The organism is Vreelandella sp. H-I2, from assembly GCF_052959335.1.
The window spans coordinates 305,863-323,697 of record NZ_JBRAMC010000001.1; the positions used below are offsets into that span (position 1 = coordinate 305,863).

Below are 17,835 nucleotides of genomic sequence, written 5' to 3' on the forward strand. Positions count from 1 at the left end.
ATTAGTAAAACTCTGGTATCACTACTGATTTAACGTTACGTTTGGCCGCGCGTCGATCCTTGAGCATTTTGTGCGGACTCTCTATTGGTTATTCGCAAGCACCCGCTTGTCGTGCCCCGTAGGTGGCTTGGCTCTCGGTGTACCCATCGCCTGCACTGGATGAAAGTTGCTCAATAAGACCTTGGCAAGAGAAGCCCATCATATTGAGGTACTGCTTCGCAGACTTCACTGCTTGCTTGTTCCAATCAATATCGAGACTATCCACAGCTGCGGTAGCGTCAGCAACCTCATAACCATCGCCAAAGTCTGATGAGAGCTGCTGAATAAGTCCGCTCTGGGAAAAGCCCTGCATACTGAGATACAGGTTCGCAGATCTCACGGCATTATTCTGGGGCCCTGTAAGGTTTTCCGCCCATGTAGGCGTGGCAGCAAACAAGGCAACAATCATCGCTAATTTCAAGATTTTCATTGTCATTTTTCCATTTGTTAATCGTGTGGCCCGTACCTTTAGTTTACTCACGGCGCGCCAGCAAGAGCCCAACGCCAGCACCACCAAGCAATCCGGCACAAACTCTATTGAACCGGAGCTCTCAGATCTCGTCTCTCTCTAAGTCGGAACGCGCTGCGCTGGCTCGATAGCTCAAAATGAGCCTCGACAGCCCCCATGACGATTCTGTTGAGCAATCCTGGTCCGGTGAAATTATTCGGCGGGAAGCCAAGGTCAATAGCGATAAGGCCTATACCCAGACATCATTCTTCGCCTGAAACTCATCGCCTGTGTCTCCGGTATTAACGACGCCTCGTGGCTCAATTAGGAGAACATGGCATTCACTTTCAGCGAAGGGCCTATGCCCAACACCTTTGGGAACTACATACATTTCACCTTCGGATAAGTGAACAACATCATCCCGAAGCTCAATGCCCATTTTTCCCTTGATCACCAGGAAAACCTCGTCCGTATCCTTGTGATCATGCCAAACAAAACCGCCCTGAAACTTTGCCTGCTTGACCTGATAGTCGTTCATTTCAGCGACTACGCGTGGCGACCAGCACTCAGAAAACTTACTGAATTTTTCGGCCATATTAACTACGTCTGATTGCATTAGAGGGCTCCTTCCTTATTCTCACTTACGCTTGCTCAATGAGATTAGATTTCACCGATTGCACTTTGATATTTCGCCGCGAACCTGTGCAAGTTGAACATTAAGATTCCCCGAGTAAGCTCTAAACTCTTGAACTCGAGCACGGTCAGCGTTCAGTCGATCCTCAGATTTCTTGGAGTAGCCCATGTATGGCGACAAGAGCGCCTGTATATCAGACTCAACGCGCTGCTGCTCTATTATCAAGTTGTTCGCCTCCGTGGCGAATCTCTGACACACGGATGTGGACATCTCCGACTGGGACAACCTGAGCCGCTCCACCTCACTACGCAGAGAGTCGTTCTCTGACTTTATGCTATTGATCTCCTCTGTAGCAGCACTGAAGCGTTGCAATGGCACGTACGACGATTCAAGCTCTGATTTGTATACATACGCTCCCTTAAGCACTACGTCTGCGTTGAAGAACCCGGCACCATACTTGAACACACCCAATCCAACCACGAAACCAACAACAAAGAACACAACGGCAACGCCGGGATGCTGTTTAACGTCATTGAGAAAAAACATTTCCGTTCTCCATCCAACTCGCTGTTATAAAGCCTAACCATTCAACTTTTTTCGATGTGCGGAGCATGGTGGATAAATGCTTCTTAGATTAGGCGCTCCCATCAGGAACGCTCAGAATGTAGCTTCCCACATTTGGCCCAATGCTCGTCGTCAAAATCTTGCAAGAATATTGTGACTGCCTCAGGCTTGTTCCATATGCTTCTGAAAATGCTTCGGTTATCCGCTGCACTAAGAGCTCACTTTGCTCTTTAGACCTGCCTGAAGACTGCTGAACGGTTACGATTGGCATATAGCTCTCCTAAAAAATCAAAGGTATATAGGTTTAAATGAAGCACGCTGGGCAAGCTTATTACACCTGACGGCTCTTCCTTTGAAGTTCTATTAACTCTATCTTGACTCTACTTCACTCTCTCACAACCAAGCAAAGCCTAATTCGGCAGTATCAACCTCCCCTTGCATCTCCCCCACCGGCCTCCTCCACTCCACCGACGAACAGCTTGATGGGGTGCCGGTGAATCCGGCTGAGATGGCGCAGGGCGTAGCAATGTTGCTGCCAAGCGCTCTGGTTCCGCTGAACCTGATCCGGCTAATGCGCTGCTCATATAACGAGCGGCGCGGGTACCGGCGTAGGGATCAAGCGATGGCCATGGCTAGCTCTCTCTCGCGATCGCACGCCACCTTTCCGCGCCATTTCCTCGATCTTATTCGCCTGCCTTCCGGATCATTACCACCGGAGGCATCATGGGCTACCGCTTTACTGATCTCATCACCTCCTGCCAGCTAGATTCGTGCGCCTTTACTGAGCACGATGTTGGACTGTTGCGAAGCACTGAAACACTGTCGGAAGCACTGCCAAGTCCTACTTAACACAAGCACTATTGAGCTGTATGTATGTCAGTTATGCTAAACGATGTAAAACTGCTGTTCGCTGATTCCAGAGGTTTGTGTGTATCAAGTGTTAGGTATTCAAAGTCTTTCGATCAACATATCGATAAAGGCGCGTACGGCAGGGTTGGTGCGACGATTCTGCGGCCATAGTGCAACGATATTATGCCGCTCTACGTCGAAGTCGGGCAGGATTGGTACCAGTTCCTTTCGCCTAACCCGCGGGACAGCCATGAAACTTGCAGCCATTCCGATGCCTGCACTCGCCGTCATAGCAGCTATGACGGCTTCGCTTGAATCAACGATGACTGGGGAAGATGGCACTATCTCGATCTCCTTCTCGCCGATCTGGAACGGCCAGCGAAACATTTGCCCCGTACTTTGGTAGCGCAAATTGATCGTTTCTTGCTCCACCAGTTCATCTGGATGCTCGGGAGCACCATACCTCGCCAGGTAATCTGGCGAAGCGTAGCAAGAGAGCCTGTAAGGTGAGAGTCGCCTGGACAAAAGTGACGAATCCGCAAGGTCACCGATCCGCACTGCAAGATCAATGCTCTCTTCAACCATACCGACGATGTGGTCGCTCAGCCGCAGGTCGATCGTTACCTTCGGGTAGCGTGTTCGAAAATCCGTAATAGCAGGAGCAATCAGATGCAGAGCCAGTGGAAGTGATGTCGCAATTCGTAATGTGCCTGCGGGCTCGGAACGAGCAGTCTTCACTGCTGCCGTAAGCGACGATATTTTCAAGGTCAGCGTAGGTGACCACGTCTTTGCAATGGTGCGTTTCCCCGAAGACCTGATGACGGGCAGCGGCGCCTATGCCGAATATGTCTGCGTTCCTGAAAGCCAACTAGCGTTGAAGCCAAAGGGCATCTCTCATATCGAGGCAGCAGGCGCCCCGATGTCACTGCTTACTGCCTGGCAATTTTTGGTTGACCTTGGCCACGACCGGCTCAACCCATTCCAGGCATTTCGGCATGTGCCTGTCCCGCTCGAAGGCAAGACCGTCTTGATCAATGGGGCTGGCGGTGGCGTGGGGCATCTAGCGGTTCAAGTCGCCAAATGGAAAGGGGCGCGTGTGATCGCGGTTGCCTCAGGCAAGCATGAAGGGCTGCTTCGCGAGCTGGGTGCTGACGACTTCATTGATTACACCAAGACAGCCGCCGAAACGATCGCACTTGACGTGGATCTGGTGCTTAACGCTGTGGGTGGACCTAACATGGAACGCTTACTCAGCATTATTAAACCAGGCGGCTCGCTCTTTCTGGTCAACCCTTTGGGCTTTTCTGGCAAAGATGAAGCCGACAGGCTCGGAATTACGGTTTCCTCTCTACAAGTGCACTCAAACGGAATGCTGCTGGCGCAGGCCGGTCGCTTGCTTGACGACCATACCATCCGGATCGTGATCGACAGTACCTATTCGTTGGCAGAAGCATCAGCTGCGCATCAGAGAGCTATGCAAGGCGGCGTTCAAGGTAAGGTTGTGCTTGTCATTAAACAGTAACCGGCCAAGCGTTGTTTCTGAGCGCGAACCACTTCTGTTAGAAAATCCATCAGGGCATGAATCCTCACTACGCCTCGTAGATCCGGGTGCATCAGAAACCATAATCCGTATTCCAGCTCGGGGATGGGATCAGTGAGCTGGATAACGTCTGGGTCTTCGGCAGCAAGATAGCAGGGCAGAACGGCCAACCCCATACCGCAGCGAACAGCGCTGAGTATATTGACCAGAGTATCGACACGGTAGACGCAGGCCGCTTTCAGCGCGTTATTGCCCATCCACTGGTCAAGAGCTGAATCTTGCAATCGCGGTCCGGCACCAATCCAGGGTTGGCTAGCCAGGGCCTCGATGGAAGCCCCCGGAGTCAGATTGAGGCTTCGATGTCCGTAGACCGCCTGCCCAATAGCCGTCAGCGGCCGCCCAATCAAATTTTCAGGCGGAGCGTTGGACGGACGGATAGCTACGTCCGCTTCTCTGCGCGTCAGATTGAACAACTGGTTGGAGACGGCGACATCCAGCAGAATGCCTGGATATGTATGCTGAAACTGCGTGAACAGAGGAGAAAGCAGCCCCATCAACAAGGAATCCGTTGTGGTGACCCAGATTTCCCCTCTCGGCGCCAAGTCGCGCCCGGCGACTTTACGTTCGGCGGCCAAGGCTGCTTCGTCCATTATTCTGGCGGTGCTGGCGAGTTCTTCTCCAGCAAGCGTTGGCCGGTAGCCGGTTCGGCTTCTTTCAAAAAGAGAGACACCCAGGCGCTGTTCGATATCACCCAGCCGTCGGAAAACCGTGGCGTGACTGACGCCCAGAGCGCGTGAAGCACCAGACAAAGAGCCTGCGGTCGCGATTGCCAGGACGACTTCAAAGTCATTCCAAGCAAGATGGCTCCTTGTTTTCTGTGAAATGGCAGAGGGTGGCCGGAGATCTTCGCTTGTTCGTTTTTGCAAAGTTAATACTCACTTTTATGGAATACCTTGCAGTTTAGAACAAGACTAGCATGAACCTGAACCTATGAGACCACGTAATTATCCCGTCACAAGGAATGACGCAATGGAGGTCAGGAACATGCTGAACTCAAGAAAAGAGCAGAACTTTCAAATCCGCGTCTCGTTACCCCGCAGCGATAACGATGACATGCCAAAAGGAAGTGCCGACGACTCGCTCAAGGAAAGCATCCCTTCCAGATATCGCGATGGGCGGGGAGGCATTGATCTTGAGCGTGTGCGGCTGGATCAGCACGAAGCTCGGCGACAGCTAATCCAGGCAATGATACGACGTATTGAAAAGCTATGGCGTCGGCGATGAGTCACCGCTTGAGCGAATTCCAATGCGACTAACACGCGTAGTTTAGCCATGGAGCTGGGCCACAATGAGAGGCCATCGCTGTGACTACGCTGACTAGGCTCTTAAAGCCCCCCAAACATTATTTTTTTGAAACACCAAAGCATTAATGGCACATCAATACTCGGGCAGGGCGCCGGAGCACCCCCTTTCTCAATTTCCGTGAATATCAGTCATACCGGTGGTGGATTACGCTCAGCAAACTGGCCGTTCCAATAGGGATAATAGGGATACGGCGGTGTCACCGCGCTCGCCACGTCTAACCGTGCAACCTGAGACTCATCAAGGCACCAGCCAACCGCACCGAGGTTCTGCCGCAACTGGGTTTCGTCCCTGGCCCCCATCAGAACCGATGACACCGTCGGACGGCGCAGCAACCAGTTAATCGCTACCTGAGGCACGCTCTTGCCGACTTCGTCAGCGATCTCGAATAGCACGTCCAGTACTCGGTACAGTCTTTCGTTCGGTACCGGTGGCGCGAATCCTTCGGTCTCGTGAAGACGGCTCCCGGCGGGCAGTGGTTGGCCGCGCCGAATCTTACCGGTTAGGCGGCCCCAGCCCAGCGGGCTCCACACCAGAGCGCCCAGGCCTTGATCCTGCCCCAGCGGCATCAGTTCCCACTCGTAATCCCTGCCCACCAGGGAGTAATACGTCTGGTTCGCCACGAAGCGCGCATAGCCATAACGCTCGGCAACGCTCTGGGACTTCATCAACTGCCAACCAGAGAAATTGGACGCCCCCAGGTAGCGCACCTTGCCAGCCCGCACCAGATCATCCAGCGCCGACATCACGTCCTCCACCGGGGTCATGGCATCGAAGTGATGTAGTTGCAACACATCGATATAATCGGTTCCCAGCCTTTTTAGTGCGCGCTCGGTGGCGCGGATCAAGTGGTGTCGAGAGCTACCCACGTCATTGGCGTCCTCCCCGCTGCGTAGTGACAGCTTCGTGGACACGATCACCCGGTCACGACGGCCTTTGATCGCCGCACCAAGGATCGCTTCCGAGGCTCCGTCGGAATAAACATCAGCGGAGTCGAACAGATTGACTCCAGCGTCTAGACATATATCGATCAGCCGCTTCGCTTGCTCCACGTCGGTATTGCCCCAGGCACTGAACAGCGGCCCCTTGCCACCAAAAGTGCCGGCCCCAAAACCCAATGCAGGCACCTTGAAACCAGATCGCCCTAGATAACGATATTCCATCACACTCACTCCTGTTCGCAGTAAATTGCCGGGGCGGGTTCAAGGGACTCGCCATGCTCACGTTTGATGGCCCAAACGGCCACCGCCAGCCCGGTAAGAGCAACCAGTGCGGCGGCGCCAGGCACGGCGGTAAAGCTGCCACTGCGCTCGATCACCACACCGCCCAAGCCCGCACCAATGGCATTGCCCAGATTGAACGCACCGATATTGAAGCTGGACGCTAGGCTGGCCGCGCCCTCCGCCCGGTTAAGTACCCACAGTTGCAAGGGCGCCACCGTAGCGAAACCGGCCATGCCCAGCAGGCCGACGAAGACCACCGTTGTCCACTGATAGTCGAGCGCAAAAGGAAACAGACCCAGCACCGCCGCCAGAACTGCCAATGTGATTATCAGGGCCGGTGCCAGCCCCCGATCCGCGAGACGCCCGCCGAGCAGGTTACCGACGATCATGCCGACGCCGAATACCAGCAGAATCAGCGACACCGCCTCCTGGGAGAAACCGGCGATGCCGGTCAGCATCGGCTGGATATAGGTAAACACGGTGAACACCCCGGCGATGCCAAGCGCTGTCATCAGCAGTCCCAGCAACACTGTGGGTCGACCGATCGACGCTAGACTCTTGCGCCAACCCAATGCCTCTCCGTCACCGCTTTCACGAGGCACCATAAGGGCGATCACCAGGGTCGCCAGTACGCCCACGCCGGTAATTGCCCAGAAGGTGGTGCGCCAGCCATATTCGTGCCCCAGCCAAGCGCCAGCGGGCACGCCCAGTAGCGTCGCCACGGTCAGGCCGGTGAACATCGTGGCGATAGCACTGGCCCGTTTGTCCGGCGCCACCAGGCCGGTGGCAACCACCGAACCGACGCCGAAAAAAGTGCCGTGTGCTAGGGAAGTCACCACCCGGGCAACCATCAGCATCGAGTAGTTCGGCGCCAGCGCGCAGGCCAGGTTGCCGAGGGTAAAAATAACCATCAACGCCACCAATACCTTCTTGCGAGGCCAGCGGGCACTCGCAATGGTGAGCAGCGGCGCGCCCACGAACACACCCAGGGCATAGCCAGAGATCAGCAGACCCGCTTGGCGGATACTGACATCCAGATCAGCGGCCACTTGCTCCAGCACGCCCATGATTACGAACTCGGTGGTGCCGATGCCGAAGGCACCAATGGTCAAAGCGTAGAGCGCCCAGGGGATCGGGCGCGAAGAGGGCGAAGTCATCATCAAAACGTCCATCAGGGAATGATGAGACGAATGCTAGACCCGCATCACCCTCCTTGATACCTTTAGGATATGTAATGACTTTCAAGTTTTTATTGATAATGAGGCCATCATGGATCGCCTGAGCGATATCGCCCTCTTTCTTCGCGTGGTGGATCTGGGCACGATCAGCGCCGCCGCCCGCAGCCTTGACCTCTCGGTGGCCGTGGCCAGCCAGCGTCTGCAGCGGTTGGAAAAGGGCCTCAATGTACGGCTGCTGCACCGCACAACCCGACGCCTTCATCCCACCCCCGAGGGGCTGGCGCTGGCGGAACAGGGTCGTGATCTGGTGGAGGGTCTGGAAACACTCACCCAGAATCTACGCGGCAGCGCCGACAACGTCACCGGCACCCTGCGCGTCACCCTACCCCACTCCTTCGGGCGTCAGTACATTTCACCGCTGTTACCCGAGTTCCTTAACCGCTACCCCCGCTTGAACCTGGATGTCAGCCTGACGGATCAAGTGGTCGATCTGGTCGGCGAGGGCTATGACCTGGGCATTCGTATCGGCATTCTGGAAGATTCCAGCCTGGTGGCCCGGCGACTGGCCGACGACGAGCGGGTGCTGTGCGCCTCTCCCAGCTACTTAGCCCGCCACGGCAGCCCACAACGCCCCAGCGACCTGATTGATTACCAATGCCTGGTGCTTTCCAGCAATCGGCGTCGGCAGGACATCTGGCATCTCACCGACAAACAAGGGCAGAGCGAGGCAGTACAGGTAGGCGGTCGCATACGCAGCAATCAGGGAGAAATGCTCACTGAGGCGGTACTCGGCGGCTTGGGCATCGCACAGCACTCGGTGTGGCATATCCACCAATACCTGTGCAGCGGTCAGTTGAGCGTGGTATTGCCGGATTACCGGTTAACGGAAACCGGCATCTACGCGGTGATGCCACAGCGTCAGTTGGTGCCACCTCGAGTACGGGCGTTTGCGGCGTTTTTGGAAGAGCGGCTCGCTGAACATCCTGTCTGGGCGTTGCGGCGGGAAGATCAGTAAGCGTCAATTACATCTAGATCGAGATGGATCCATCGATCTGCGCTGTCGTCGTCTCCAGGACGCTATCAATTACCGCTGCGCCACGCTCCACGCCACGTCAAGATGGCGAGGTCTTCCAGTCATTGGACTACCGGTTCGACGGCTAACACACCGCTAATGTGCGCTGCCTGCGGGGTCACTATTGAGCGGTTTGTTAGCGGACTCTGCTTGAAGTCGCTCCACCAACCACACCTTGATGATCGATTGGCGGGTAACGCCTATACGCGCTGCCTCACGATCCAACGAATCTACCACCCAAGCCGGAAAGTCGACGTTGATTCGCTTTTGTTCTTGATTGACGCGGCGAGCCGAAGAAAGATCAAGGTCATCAATGATATCTTCCTGACCTTCCTCAAATTTTTTATCGAAATCTTTAGCTTTCATAAAGCTCAACCTCCTTCTTGCGAGAACGCCTGACTGAAATCAGACGGATACGACCTTCCCTGTATGTGACGACAGCCGACCAGTGCTTTTCTCCAATCTTACCAATCAGTAAGAACCTTTGTTCGTCTTCTGATTTAGCCTGAATTTCAAGCAGGTACGGATCTTTCCATAGCGTTTGAGCAGCCACGAAATCAATACCGTGCTTATCCTGATTGGCCTTGCTTTTGGTGTCGTCGAATTCAAAGTCATCCATGAGTATAAATTATGCCTTTTTTACTCAAGCCGCAAGGTGAGAAGGGTTGTGTAACGGCTAAAGCCTGCAGCAGGAGCGGCTTTGAAATGGAGCTAAAGTCATAGTGAAAAGCCGTCGGCGTATCTGGTCTAACTAACCACCTCCCAAGTACGGCTCCAAAAACTCACGAACATCGTTTGCACACATCCCCTCAACTGTCTCAATGCCAGCTTTGCGGAGCTTTTCCAGACCTCGACCATTGTTTCTTGAATCAGGATCAATCAATGCAACAATTACTCGTTCGACGCCATGAGCAATTAATGCATCCGCACATGAAGGCGTTCTGCCATGGAAAGAACAGGGCTCTAAAGTCACATAGGCGGTCAGCTCCGATAACGGCCCTGAGTAATTTGCTAAGGCATCTGCCTCAGCATGATATTCACCTGGGGCTCTAGTATGCCCAATAGATACGACCACACCATCTCTAACCAACACGCACCCAACAGGTGGATTAGGTAAGCATCCTGGTAGCGCCTTTTTGGACTCAGATAGAGCAAGTGCCATAAAATTTTCGTGTGATAACAAATTATCACCTGTAGTGAATGCCCAGCTCACCGAGCAAGTTATGGATAGGGGGCTTTATACGTATTTTTGCACAATAGGTAATATGGGAGTTTTCTCATGTGCAGCAGCCATTTGTTAAGTATTAATCTGTTGTAAGAAACCAGCTTCATCCCGAACTCCAACTCGGTTTCCATCGGGATCGCTTATATTGATGGTTCTGCCCCAAGCGTTTTCTGTGATGCTAGCTTGAATGCCCCAAGACCTGATTTCCGTCAGCGCTTCTTCCATATCGTCAACATTGAAGCGCAATTTAAAACTACCTTCTTCTGGCGTTTTGACTCCCTTCTTGGCCTTACCGCCCTCCTCAACCATCAAATATCCATTGCCGAATTCTAGGCAAGTAAGCTTAAAACCGTCTTCGTCTCTCTCGAATAACTGACGCAAACCAAATAGATCTCGGTAGAAAGCTACGCATTCCACGTAGTTCTCAGTGTTCAGAATTATTCCATAGCGGGCTATATTCGTGTTCATAGTCTCTCCTGCTGCGTAACGAATAGCGATCCTCGCTCCGCTAAGGCATCAAGCCTAGAGTACCTGGCGATAGAAAGACATGTTGCCGCGGCAACATAGAATCAAGCGCTGAATGCCATCGTATTTCTGTATCGGGGTGCACTTGAGCAACCGCTAGATGAAATTGGTACTTTTAGCCGAGCTAAACGCCCCAATGATTGGCGGTGGTGCTTTTCCACAGTGAGATTATGGGTGTGTTCGAGCATCTATCAGGCTCCATGCACCTGATTGCTTCACTGATGTACGGCTCAGGGTTACGCGTTTCCGAAGCTTGCCAGTTACGCGTAAAGGACCTCGATTTTTCCCGACACGTCATCACTACCCTCTCGGATGAAGCTAGTCAGGAACGATCAACGTGCAATTTCCCGCCTTTGGCCCAATGGTCATCATCAAAATTTTGAAGAAATATTGTCACTGCCTCAGGGCTTGTTCCATATGCTTCTGAAAATGCTACGGTTATCCGCTTCACTAAGAGCGCGCGTTGCTCTTTAGTCCGACCAGGAGACTGCTGAATTGTGACAATAGGCATATAAATTCCCCCTCATAAAGTCGAAGTATATAAAAGTGTTTATGCATCCAGTTGTATAACCTTAATAAACCTAACCACTCTCTCATTGAGGTTATGTAAATTCCTCGTTTGACTCTACCCCACTCTCATATACAGGCAAGGCTTAATTCGGCAATCATCAACGCCCCCTTGCATCTCCCCCATCCGCCTCCTACACTTCGCTGGATACTGCTTGACGGGGTGCCGGTGATATCCGGCTGAGATGGCGCAGGGCGAGCATTTTTTGCTGCCGAGCGCTGGTCCCGCTGAACCTGATCCGGCTAATGCGCTGCTTTTATGAATTGCGGCGCGGGTACCGGCGTAGGGATCAAGCGATGGCCATGGCTAGCTCTCTCTTACGATCGCACGCCACCTTTCCGCGCCATTTCCTCGATCTTCTCGCCTGCCCTCCGGATCATTACCACCGGAGGATGTATGGGCTACCGCTTTACTGATCTCACCACCGCTTGCCAGCAAGATTGGCGCGCCTATATTGAGCACGATTTTGCGCGCCAGTTGGGCACCGCTGCCCTTTCTGAAGAATCGTTTCGCCACTATCTAAAGCAGGATTATCTGTTTTTGATCCACTTCGCCCGCGCCTATGCGCTGGCGGCCTATAAAAGCCCCACCCTGGCGGATTTACGCCAGGCCCATGAAGGCTTAAAAGCCATCGTGGATGTGGAGCTGGGCCTGCACGTGGGATTTTGCCGCGAATGGGGCATCAGTGAAGAAGACCTGGCAAAGCTTCCCGAAGCCAAGGCGACACTTGCCTACACCCGCTACGTATTGGATACCGGCAGCCGTGGCGATCTGCTCGATTTGCACGTCGCACTCGCCCCCTGCCTTGTCGGCTACGGCGAAATCGCCAACTGGCTGAACGACCAGCCTTCTACCCTGCGCGGCGCGCAAAACCCTTATGACGCCTGGATTGCGATGTACGAAAGCAAGGAGTTTCAGGCCGCCATGCAGGCGGAGCTTGAGTGGCTCAATACCCGTTTGGCCGATGTCACCCCTGCCCGTTTTAAAGAGCTTGCCAAGATATTTCGTGAGGCCACCCGCCTGGAAATCGACTTTTGGCAAATGGGCTTAAGCCTTACTGATGCTGAGCTTTCTCGCTAACCCCAACAACAACCAAGGATGAACAGCCATGACCAAGACCGTTAAGAGTAAAACCAGCCACTTTCTCGCCGAAACCGCTCAGGTAGACGCTGCCGCCATTGCGCCTTTGCCCGCTTCGCACAAGGTATACGTTGAAGGCTCACGGCCGGATATTCGCGTGCCGTTTCGGGAAATTACTCTGTCGCCCACCAAAACCAGCAGCATAGACGAAGAGAACCCGCCGCTGCTGGTGTACGACACCTCCGGCCCCTACACCGACCCCAACGCCCAGATTGATCTTCGCCAGGGCCTGCCAGCCCTGCGCCGGGCGTGGATTGAAGAGCGCAACGACACCGAATTTTTAGCCGGGCCGACCAGCCAGTACGGTCAGCGCCGAGCCAACGACCCAACGCTTGCCCAGCTGCGCTTTGATTTAACCCGCACACCACGTAGAGCCAAGCCTGGAAAAAACGTGACCCAGATGTACTACGCCCGCCAGGGCATCGTGACGCCGGAAATGGAGTTTATCGCCCTACGCGAAAACCAGCGCCGCCAGACGTTGGGCACCGCTGAAGTGGAGCGCATCCTGGACCATCAGCACCGCGGCCAGAACTTTGGCGCCAGCATTCCGGACGAGATTACGCCAGAGTTCGTGCGTGATGAAGTTGCCCGCGGCCGGGCGATCATTCCCAATAACATCAATCACCCGGAAAGCGAGCCGATGATTATTGGCCGCAACTTTCTGGTCAAGATCAACGGCAACCTGGGCAACTCGGCGGTCACCTCTTCCATTGAAGAGGAAGTGGACAAGATGACCTGGGGCATCCGCTGGGGCGCGGACACCATCATGGACCTGTCCACTGGGCAAAATATTCATGAAACCCGCGAGTGGATTATTCGCAATTCGCCGGTGCCGATCGGCACGGTGCCGATCTATCAGGCGCTGGAGAAGGTTAACGGCGTGGCTGAGAACCTCACTTGGGAAGTCTTCCGCGACACGCTCATCGAGCAGGCCGAACAGGGTGTGGACTACTTCACCATTCATGCAGGCGTGTTATTGCGCTATGTGCCGCTGACCGCTAACCGGGTAACCGGCATTGTCAGCCGGGGCGGCTCGATTATGGCCAAGTGGTGTTTGTTCCACCATCAGGAGAGCTTTCTTTACACCCACTTCGAGGAGATCTGCGAGATCTGCAAGCAGTACGATGTGGCGTTCTCACTGGGTGACGGCCTGCGCCCCGGCTCCATTGCCGATGCCAACGATGAAGCGCAAATGGCGGAGCTAAAAACCTTGGGTGAGCTGACTCATATTGCTTGGAAGCACGATGTCCAGGTGATGATCGAAGGCCCCGGCCATGTGCCCATGCACCTGGTAAAAGAGAACATGGATAAGCAGCTGGAATACTGCGATGAAGCGCCTTTCTACACCCTCGGGCCGCTGGTCACGGATATCGCCCCCGGCTACGACCACATTACCTCCGGCATTGGCGCTGCCATGATCGGCTGGTTTGGCTGCGCGATGCTCTGCTATGTAACGCCTAAAGAGCACCTTGGCCTACCCAACAAGGATGATGTAAAAACCGGCATTATCACCTACAAGATTGCCGCCCACGCAGCGGACTTGGCCAAGGGCCACCCGGCGTCTCAACGGCGCGATAACGCGCTCTCCAAGGCGCGCTTTGAGTTTCGCTGGGAAGATCAGTTCAACCTGGGGCTGGACCCGGATACGGCACGTGAATACCACGACGAAACCCTGCCCAAGGACTCCGCCAAGGTGGCACACTTCTGTTCCATGTGCGGGCCAAAGTTCTGCTCGATGAAGATTAGCCAGGAGGTGCGTGATACCTACCGAGACCGTGCACCGGAAAGTGCTAGCGAGGCCGAGGCGGTGAAGCGCGGCATGGAAGAGCAGGCGGAGAAGTTTCGTCAAACAGGTAGTCAGCTGTATCAGGAAGTTTAAAACTGGAAGCCACTGAGCGATTTAACCGCTGAACATTTTAATCACTGAGCGATTTAACTACTGAATGGGCCCTTGCGTATTAGGAAAACGCAAGGGCCCTTTTGATGATAATGCTGGCAGCATCTGGCAGTCTAGCCTCCGCAATCGTTACAGCTATCCGGTTCAATGCGGGTAAGGGTTTACTCAATCAACACTGTGAAATAAAAAAAATTCTCATTTAAGTAGCAGGCCATTTTATATAAACTATGTATAGTTAGCATTAGGGGAGCAATCTGCTCAAAATGGCTTACTTAAAGCCAACACCTTCAAAGAACTGATTCCATATGAAAACCAAACTTTCCTTGGCGGTATCCATTGCCCTGCTTAGCGCTGGCATGCTAAGCGGCTGCAGTGATGATAAAGAACCAACGGCAGCAGCTTCACAGCAGGAAGCGCCGAAAAATAACGTAGCGCCGATGCTGCAATATATCCCAGCAGATTCCCCCTACTTTATGGCCACGCGTGAATCAATGCCTGAACAAGAGGCTTTTGATCTTTATCGGCGCATGCAGCCTCAGGGCAGCCTTGAATCCAACCTGGATGAATTGCGTCGCACACTGCCCGAGATAGACGATGACGTGCAGCACTCACTGGTGACGTTGTTAATCGCTATGGGTGAAGAGCTAGACAGCGTTGAAACATTGGATGATGCACATACGCTGGGCCTCAAAATGGGACCCCAGGCCGCCCTGTATGGGCTGGGCATCCTGCCTGTATGGCGCATGCAGCTACACGATGAAGATGCCTTTCGCGAAACACTTCAGCGCATCCTGGCCAAGGCAGACCTCAACCCGAGCACGGCCACCACCAACGGCACCGACTACTGGGTGCTGACGCCTGAGGGGCCGATCAATGCGATCCTAGCCATTATTGACCAGCAACTGCTGTTGTCTCTCGTGCCACAAGATGCCAGCGACGAACTGCTAGCTCAGGTCCTGGGTAGCACCCCGCCCGACAGCAACATCGGTGATACCGGCGCACTGGCGGAGCTTGAACAGCGTCATGGCTTTACCCCTTACGGGGCCGGGCAAATTAACGCCTCACGCCTGCTTAGTGAACTGAGCACACCCACTCATCCAGGCACTCAGGCGCTCATGGACGCCGTTGAGGCAGAGCAGCTGGATCTATCCGCCTGTCAGGCCGATATTGACCGCATCACTAGCCGCTTCCCCGGCCTTGTAATGGGCATGCGTGAGTACAGCCTTGACGGTCTGGAGATGAACCTAATCCTGGAAACCGATGAAGGTATTGTCAGCGACCTGCAAGCTCTGACCACTCAGGTGCCGGGGCTGGGTAGCACAGAAGGCATGGCCAGCTTGGGAATGGGCCTGAATTTACCGGTACTGCTTCAGACCGTTCAAAAATATGCTGGGGAAGTGCGACAAAATCCCTTCAGCTGTGATGAGTTACAGGATCTAAATAACGCCTGGACCGAGATCAACGTGGCGATGAATAACCCTGCTACGATGATGATCGGGTCAGCGCTATCCGGTTTGAGAGCCCGTATCGACAGCCTGACAATGAACGACGGTGAACCCACCGGTACTGGCATTCTGACGATCGCCTCGCAAAACCCGTTGGGACTGCTGTCTACCGTAAGCGCCTTCGCGCCTGAGCTAGGGGCGCTTGGGCTTGAACCCGGCGGAGAAACCAAGAAAATCAAAAGCATGCTGCTACCACCAGACATGCCAACGCTCTATGCCGCCATGTCGGATACAGCCATTGTGCTGGGCACAGGCCTCAGTGATTCAGACGCACTGCAAGACGAGCTGAAAGCGCCTGCGTCAGAGCGTGACCTGCTGCTTCATGGCCACATGACAGGCGAGTTTTATCATTCGCTGGCCGATGTCATGGAGCAGGTACCATCCGATGAAGTATCAGCGTCCGATATTGAATTGTTCAGACAGTATGCTGAGATCTACGAGAACATGGAGTACGGGGTCAGAGTGGACGATGCTGGCGTTGAGATGAATTTCTCGCTGGAATTGAACTGAGGTTAGACTGAGCTAGCAATAATGGCCCCTACCTGAAGTAGCGATGTGTAATACACGCTTGGGTAGGCAGCAGTTTAAGGCCATTAAACGCCAACAGGAGGCCGAAGCCCCCTGTTGGCGTTTATATTGAATTGAGTATTAATGCTTTTTCTTTTGACTGTCCTTGGCCTCGCCTTTGCCTTTTTGAACTTCGCCTTTGCCCTGCTGAGCTTTACCTTTGGCTTCTGTTTTGGCGTTATTAGTCGCCTTGCCTGCCGCTTCTTTGGCTTTACCGGCGGCTTTGTTGCCTGCGCCTTTTGCTTTATCTTGTGTACCCGTTGCCATGACAACACCTCTAATCCGTTAGTAGGGAAAATGCCGTGTATGAAGGTGCCTTTGGCACTGCAATCACACGTGGACACATCCTCAGATTAGCCTTTATTAAAAAAGTTGCTCTAATTTTTTTAATGGCAGGTTTATTTATATTAAGCGTGTTGGCGCCCAGCGGTTTAATAAAAAATGCAGGCAAGCCATAACCAATAATGTGAGCGTCAGGGCCACACTCATTGAGGAGAACCGGTAGAGCGCGCTGTAAACCAGGTCTTGCTGCGGGCCGAGCGATTGACCAAACAGAATCCCCAAGGTGGTTAACCCACCAAAACCGACCCCCGATCCACCACCTTCATGGATATGCTCCCGGCTAAAGAGCATTAATCCCAGCCAGTAGAGCAGTATCACGAGTAGGAAGTGGTGGCTTTGGGTATAGAGCAGCAATTGCATCAGTAGCGCTAAATTACACCCTAACAACGTTCCTATGGCTCGCTTGGCTGCTGATATGCGTGCTCCAGCATACCCCAAGGTAAATAAAACCAGAATGGTCGCCATCTGAGCGGAAAGCGACCCCTGTAAGTCGAACACCTGAAATACCACAAAAGAGAGCGTGGCGGTTACACCACCGATTAGGGTTTCATGGCGGATTTGTGAGGATGGCTTGGTAGCCCGCGGTGGCGGTTTTCTTGGTTCAACATCGGGAAAAAGGCTATGCATCAGCATGGCAATAAACACGGCCAACCCGCTGGCGGCAAGATTGCAGGCCAATAGGTCGCTCAAGTCGACATTGGGATAGCTGGCGAAGTGGAGCAAAATACTTAACGTCAGCACGCCGTTGGCGCCAAACAAAAACAGCGCCCCTTTCGCCATCAGATTAAAGCGAAATAGGAACATGGCCAGCACTACCAGCGTCATCACCACCGGCATATGCTTGAGCAGTCCCACCACCAGGCTCACCTCAAGCACGTTGAGCGAGACGTTGGCTAAGAACTGGCGAATAATGTTGCCATTTAGGATCGGCACCATGCCCAGTAAGAACATGGGAAAAACGGTAAAAAACACCCCGTAATTCCAGCCCATTAACTGGCTAACGACAAATCCTAAGCTGCCGCCGCCCGCCACGCGTAAGCACTGACGCAAACCATTTTGGGTTAATGCCGGCCGAAAAGCACCATGAGCACTAGACGCACCGCGCTTACCCCACCCACCTGGCAGCGGCTTCTTAAGCCCGCTTTTAGTAAACATGC

General features: G+C 53.8%; 22 protein-coding genes and 2 riboswitches. Of the genes, 7 read left to right on the plus strand and 15 right to left on the minus strand.

Features of this window, described 5'->3' with window-relative positions; translation table 11 throughout:
• Positions 1–88 precede the first annotated feature (88 nt).
• From ACUVOF_RS01500 to ACUVOF_RS01520, 5 genes are all read right to left on the minus strand, one after another.
• Positions 89–469 carry an Ltp family lipoprotein gene (locus tag ACUVOF_RS01500; RefSeq protein ID WP_447042678.1) on the minus strand — a complete coding sequence of 127 codons (381 nt, stop codon included), beginning with the start codon at positions 467–469 and terminating at the stop codon, positions 89–91.
• 268 nt (positions 470–737) lie between these two features.
• On the minus strand, positions 738–1,103 hold the full coding sequence (locus ACUVOF_RS01505; protein ID WP_447042679.1) for a cupin domain-containing protein: 366 nt from the start codon (positions 1,101–1,103) through the stop codon (positions 738–740).
• A 51-nt stretch (positions 1,104–1,154) separates the two neighbouring features.
• A complete protein-coding gene (locus ACUVOF_RS01510) occupies positions 1,155–1,667 on the minus strand; it encodes a hypothetical protein (RefSeq protein ID WP_447042680.1) in 513 nt (170 codons plus the stop codon).
• 88 nt (positions 1,668–1,755) lie between these two features.
• Positions 1,756–1,956, minus strand: coding sequence for a tautomerase family protein (locus ACUVOF_RS01515; RefSeq protein WP_447042681.1), 201 nt, complete (start codon positions 1,954–1,956; stop codon positions 1,756–1,758).
• Positions 1,957–2,158: 202 nt separating this feature from the next.
• A riboswitch (TPP riboswitch) is annotated at positions 2,159–2,317 on the plus strand.
• Between the two features lie 316 nt (positions 2,318–2,633).
• A complete protein-coding gene (locus ACUVOF_RS01520; protein WP_447042682.1) occupies positions 2,634–3,272 on the minus strand; it encodes a substrate binding domain-containing protein in 639 nt (212 codons plus the stop codon).
• Between the two features lie 55 nt (positions 3,273–3,327).
• On the opposite strand from ACUVOF_RS01520, the gene ACUVOF_RS01525 reads away from it, so the two are divergent.
• Positions 3,328–4,056 (plus strand): NADP-dependent oxidoreductase, encoded by a 729-nt coding sequence (locus tag ACUVOF_RS01525; RefSeq protein ID WP_447042683.1) that lies wholly within the window; start codon positions 3,328–3,330, stop codon positions 4,054–4,056.
• On the opposite strand, the gene ACUVOF_RS01530 is transcribed toward ACUVOF_RS01525, so the two are convergent.
• Positions 4,023–5,000: a LysR family transcriptional regulator gene (locus tag ACUVOF_RS01530; RefSeq protein WP_447042684.1), complete on the minus strand. Its 978-nt coding sequence runs from the start codon at positions 4,998–5,000 to the stop codon at positions 4,023–4,025. The two genes, ACUVOF_RS01525 and ACUVOF_RS01530, sit on opposite strands and share 34 nt — an antisense overlap.
• Before the next feature lie 118 nt (positions 5,001–5,118).
• Here ACUVOF_RS01530 and ACUVOF_RS01535 point away from each other — a divergent pair, with 118 nt between their 5' ends.
• Positions 5,119–5,358 carry a hypothetical protein gene (locus ACUVOF_RS01535; protein ID WP_447042685.1) on the plus strand — a complete coding sequence of 80 codons (240 nt, stop codon included), beginning with the start codon at positions 5,119–5,121 and terminating at the stop codon, positions 5,356–5,358.
• 209 nt (positions 5,359–5,567) lie between these two features.
• Here ACUVOF_RS01535 and ACUVOF_RS01540 read toward each other — a convergent pair whose 3' ends face one another.
• Together ACUVOF_RS01540 and ACUVOF_RS01545 are read right to left on the minus strand one after the other, a co-directional pair.
• The gene (locus ACUVOF_RS01540) at positions 5,568–6,599 is read right to left on the minus strand and encodes an aldo/keto reductase (RefSeq protein ID WP_447042686.1); all 1,032 of its coding nucleotides are present in this window, start codon (positions 6,597–6,599) and stop codon (positions 5,568–5,570) included.
• Between the two features lie 5 nt (positions 6,600–6,604).
• Positions 6,605–7,819, minus strand: coding sequence for an MFS transporter (locus ACUVOF_RS01545; protein ID WP_447042687.1), 1,215 nt, complete (start codon positions 7,817–7,819; stop codon positions 6,605–6,607).
• 109 nt (positions 7,820–7,928) lie between these two features.
• On the opposite strand from ACUVOF_RS01545, the gene ACUVOF_RS01550 reads away from it, so the two are divergent.
• Positions 7,929–8,852: a LysR family transcriptional regulator gene (locus ACUVOF_RS01550; RefSeq protein ID WP_447042688.1), complete on the plus strand. Its 924-nt coding sequence runs from the start codon at positions 7,929–7,931 to the stop codon at positions 8,850–8,852.
• Between the two features lie 153 nt (positions 8,853–9,005).
• Here the strand turns inward: ACUVOF_RS01550 and brnA are convergent, their stop codons facing one another.
• From brnA to ACUVOF_RS01570, 4 genes are all read right to left on the minus strand, one after another.
• Positions 9,006–9,275 carry a type II toxin-antitoxin system BrnA family antitoxin gene (gene brnA, locus ACUVOF_RS01555; RefSeq protein ID WP_447042689.1) on the minus strand — a complete coding sequence of 90 codons (270 nt, stop codon included), beginning with the start codon at positions 9,273–9,275 and terminating at the stop codon, positions 9,006–9,008.
• The gene (locus ACUVOF_RS01560; RefSeq protein ID WP_447042690.1) at positions 9,265–9,528 is read right to left on the minus strand and encodes a BrnT family toxin; all 264 of its coding nucleotides are present in this window, start codon (positions 9,526–9,528) and stop codon (positions 9,265–9,267) included. Before ACUVOF_RS01560 ends, brnA begins: the two co-directional genes overlap by 11 nt.
• Before the next feature lie 132 nt (positions 9,529–9,660).
• Complete coding sequence (locus ACUVOF_RS01565; RefSeq protein WP_447042691.1) at positions 9,661–10,122, minus strand: bifunctional diaminohydroxyphosphoribosylaminopyrimidine deaminase/5-amino-6-(5-phosphoribosylamino)uracil reductase RibD; 462 nt, start codon at positions 10,120–10,122, stop codon at positions 9,661–9,663.
• Between the two features lie 84 nt (positions 10,123–10,206).
• Positions 10,207–10,602 carry a VOC family protein gene (locus ACUVOF_RS01570; RefSeq protein WP_447042692.1) on the minus strand — a complete coding sequence of 132 codons (396 nt, stop codon included), beginning with the start codon at positions 10,600–10,602 and terminating at the stop codon, positions 10,207–10,209.
• A gap of 278 nt (positions 10,603–10,880) precedes the next feature.
• On the opposite strand from ACUVOF_RS01570, the gene ACUVOF_RS01575 reads away from it, so the two are divergent.
• Complete coding sequence (locus tag ACUVOF_RS01575; protein WP_447043217.1) at positions 10,881–11,042, plus strand: tyrosine-type recombinase/integrase; 162 nt, start codon at positions 10,881–10,883, stop codon at positions 11,040–11,042.
• Here the strand turns inward: ACUVOF_RS01575 and ACUVOF_RS01580 are convergent.
• Positions 10,982–11,170: a tautomerase family protein gene (locus ACUVOF_RS01580; protein WP_447042693.1), complete on the minus strand. Its 189-nt coding sequence runs from the start codon at positions 11,168–11,170 to the stop codon at positions 10,982–10,984. The two genes, ACUVOF_RS01575 and ACUVOF_RS01580, sit on opposite strands and share 61 nt — an antisense overlap.
• 205 nt (positions 11,171–11,375) lie before the next feature.
• Positions 11,376–11,533: riboswitch (TPP riboswitch) on the plus strand.
• A gap of 90 nt (positions 11,534–11,623) precedes the next feature.
• Between ACUVOF_RS01580 and tenA the strand changes: the two genes are divergently transcribed.
• The 3 genes from tenA to ACUVOF_RS01595 all read left to right on the plus strand — a co-directional run bounded on the left by tenA (position 11,624) and on the right by ACUVOF_RS01595 (position 16,279).
• The gene (tenA, locus tag ACUVOF_RS01585) at positions 11,624–12,307 is read left to right on the plus strand and encodes a thiaminase II (RefSeq protein ID WP_447042694.1); all 684 of its coding nucleotides are present in this window, start codon (positions 11,624–11,626) and stop codon (positions 12,305–12,307) included.
• A gap of 28 nt (positions 12,308–12,335) precedes the next feature.
• Positions 12,336–14,246 carry a phosphomethylpyrimidine synthase ThiC gene (gene thiC / locus ACUVOF_RS01590; RefSeq protein WP_447042695.1) on the plus strand — a complete coding sequence of 637 codons (1,911 nt, stop codon included), beginning with the start codon at positions 12,336–12,338 and terminating at the stop codon, positions 14,244–14,246.
• 323 nt (positions 14,247–14,569) lie between these two features.
• The gene (locus tag ACUVOF_RS01595) at positions 14,570–16,279 is read left to right on the plus strand and encodes a hypothetical protein (RefSeq protein WP_447042696.1); all 1,710 of its coding nucleotides are present in this window, start codon (positions 14,570–14,572) and stop codon (positions 16,277–16,279) included.
• A gap of 138 nt (positions 16,280–16,417) precedes the next feature.
• Here the strand turns inward: ACUVOF_RS01595 and ACUVOF_RS01600 are convergent, their stop codons facing one another.
• Both ACUVOF_RS01600 and ACUVOF_RS01605 read right to left on the minus strand, forming a co-directional pair.
• Positions 16,418–16,603 (minus strand): CsbD family protein, encoded by a 186-nt coding sequence (locus ACUVOF_RS01600; RefSeq protein ID WP_447042697.1) that lies wholly within the window; start codon positions 16,601–16,603, stop codon positions 16,418–16,420.
• A 135-nt stretch (positions 16,604–16,738) separates the two neighbouring features.
• On the minus strand, positions 16,739–17,833 hold the full coding sequence (locus ACUVOF_RS01605; RefSeq protein WP_447042698.1) for a DUF2955 domain-containing protein: 1,095 nt from the start codon (positions 17,831–17,833) through the stop codon (positions 16,739–16,741).
• Positions 17,834–17,835: the final 2 nt, after the last annotated feature.

Coding starts and splice junctions, on each gene's coding strand:
- ACUVOF_RS01500 (WP_447042678.1), bottom strand. CDS start 469: ATGAAAATCTTGAAATTAGCGATGATTGTTGCCTTGTTTGCTGCCACG.
- ACUVOF_RS01505 (WP_447042679.1), bottom strand. CDS start 1,103: ATGCAATCAGACGTAGTTAATATGGCCGAAAAATTCAGTAAGTTTTCT.
- ACUVOF_RS01510 (WP_447042680.1), bottom strand. CDS start 1,667: ATGTTTTTTCTCAATGACGTTAAACAGCATCCCGGCGTTGCCGTTGTG.
- ACUVOF_RS01515 (WP_447042681.1), bottom strand. CDS start 1,956: ATGCCAATCGTAACCGTTCAGCAGTCTTCAGGCAGGTCTAAAGAGCAA.
- ACUVOF_RS01525 (WP_447042683.1), top strand. CDS start 3,328: ATGGTGCGTTTCCCCGAAGACCTGATGACGGGCAGCGGCGCCTATGCC.
- ACUVOF_RS01535 (WP_447042685.1), top strand. CDS start 5,119: ATGCTGAACTCAAGAAAAGAGCAGAACTTTCAAATCCGCGTCTCGTTA.
- ACUVOF_RS01540 (WP_447042686.1), bottom strand. CDS start 6,599: ATGGAATATCGTTATCTAGGGCGATCTGGTTTCAAGGTGCCTGCATTG.
- ACUVOF_RS01545 (WP_447042687.1), bottom strand. CDS start 7,819: ATGATGACTTCGCCCTCTTCGCGCCCGATCCCCTGGGCGCTCTACGCT.
- ACUVOF_RS01550 (WP_447042688.1), top strand. CDS start 7,929: ATGGATCGCCTGAGCGATATCGCCCTCTTTCTTCGCGTGGTGGATCTG.
- brnA (WP_447042689.1), bottom strand. CDS start 9,275: ATGAAAGCTAAAGATTTCGATAAAAAATTTGAGGAAGGTCAGGAAGAT.
- ACUVOF_RS01560 (WP_447042690.1), bottom strand. CDS start 9,528: ATGGATGACTTTGAATTCGACGACACCAAAAGCAAGGCCAATCAGGAT.
- ACUVOF_RS01570 (WP_447042692.1), bottom strand. CDS start 10,602: ATGAACACGAATATAGCCCGCTATGGAATAATTCTGAACACTGAGAAC.
- ACUVOF_RS01575 (WP_447043217.1), top strand. CDS start 10,881: ATGTACGGCTCAGGGTTACGCGTTTCCGAAGCTTGCCAGTTACGCGTA.
- ACUVOF_RS01580 (WP_447042693.1), bottom strand. CDS start 11,170: ATGCCTATTGTCACAATTCAGCAGTCTCCTGGTCGGACTAAAGAGCAA.
- tenA (WP_447042694.1), top strand. CDS start 11,624: ATGGGCTACCGCTTTACTGATCTCACCACCGCTTGCCAGCAAGATTGG.
- thiC (WP_447042695.1), top strand. CDS start 12,336: ATGACCAAGACCGTTAAGAGTAAAACCAGCCACTTTCTCGCCGAAACC.
- ACUVOF_RS01595 (WP_447042696.1), top strand. CDS start 14,570: ATGAAAACCAAACTTTCCTTGGCGGTATCCATTGCCCTGCTTAGCGCT.
- ACUVOF_RS01600 (WP_447042697.1), bottom strand. CDS start 16,603: ATGGCAACGGGTACACAAGATAAAGCAAAAGGCGCAGGCAACAAAGCC.
- ACUVOF_RS01605 (WP_447042698.1), bottom strand. CDS start 17,833: ATGTTTACTAAAAGCGGGCTTAAGAAGCCGCTGCCAGGTGGGTGGGGT.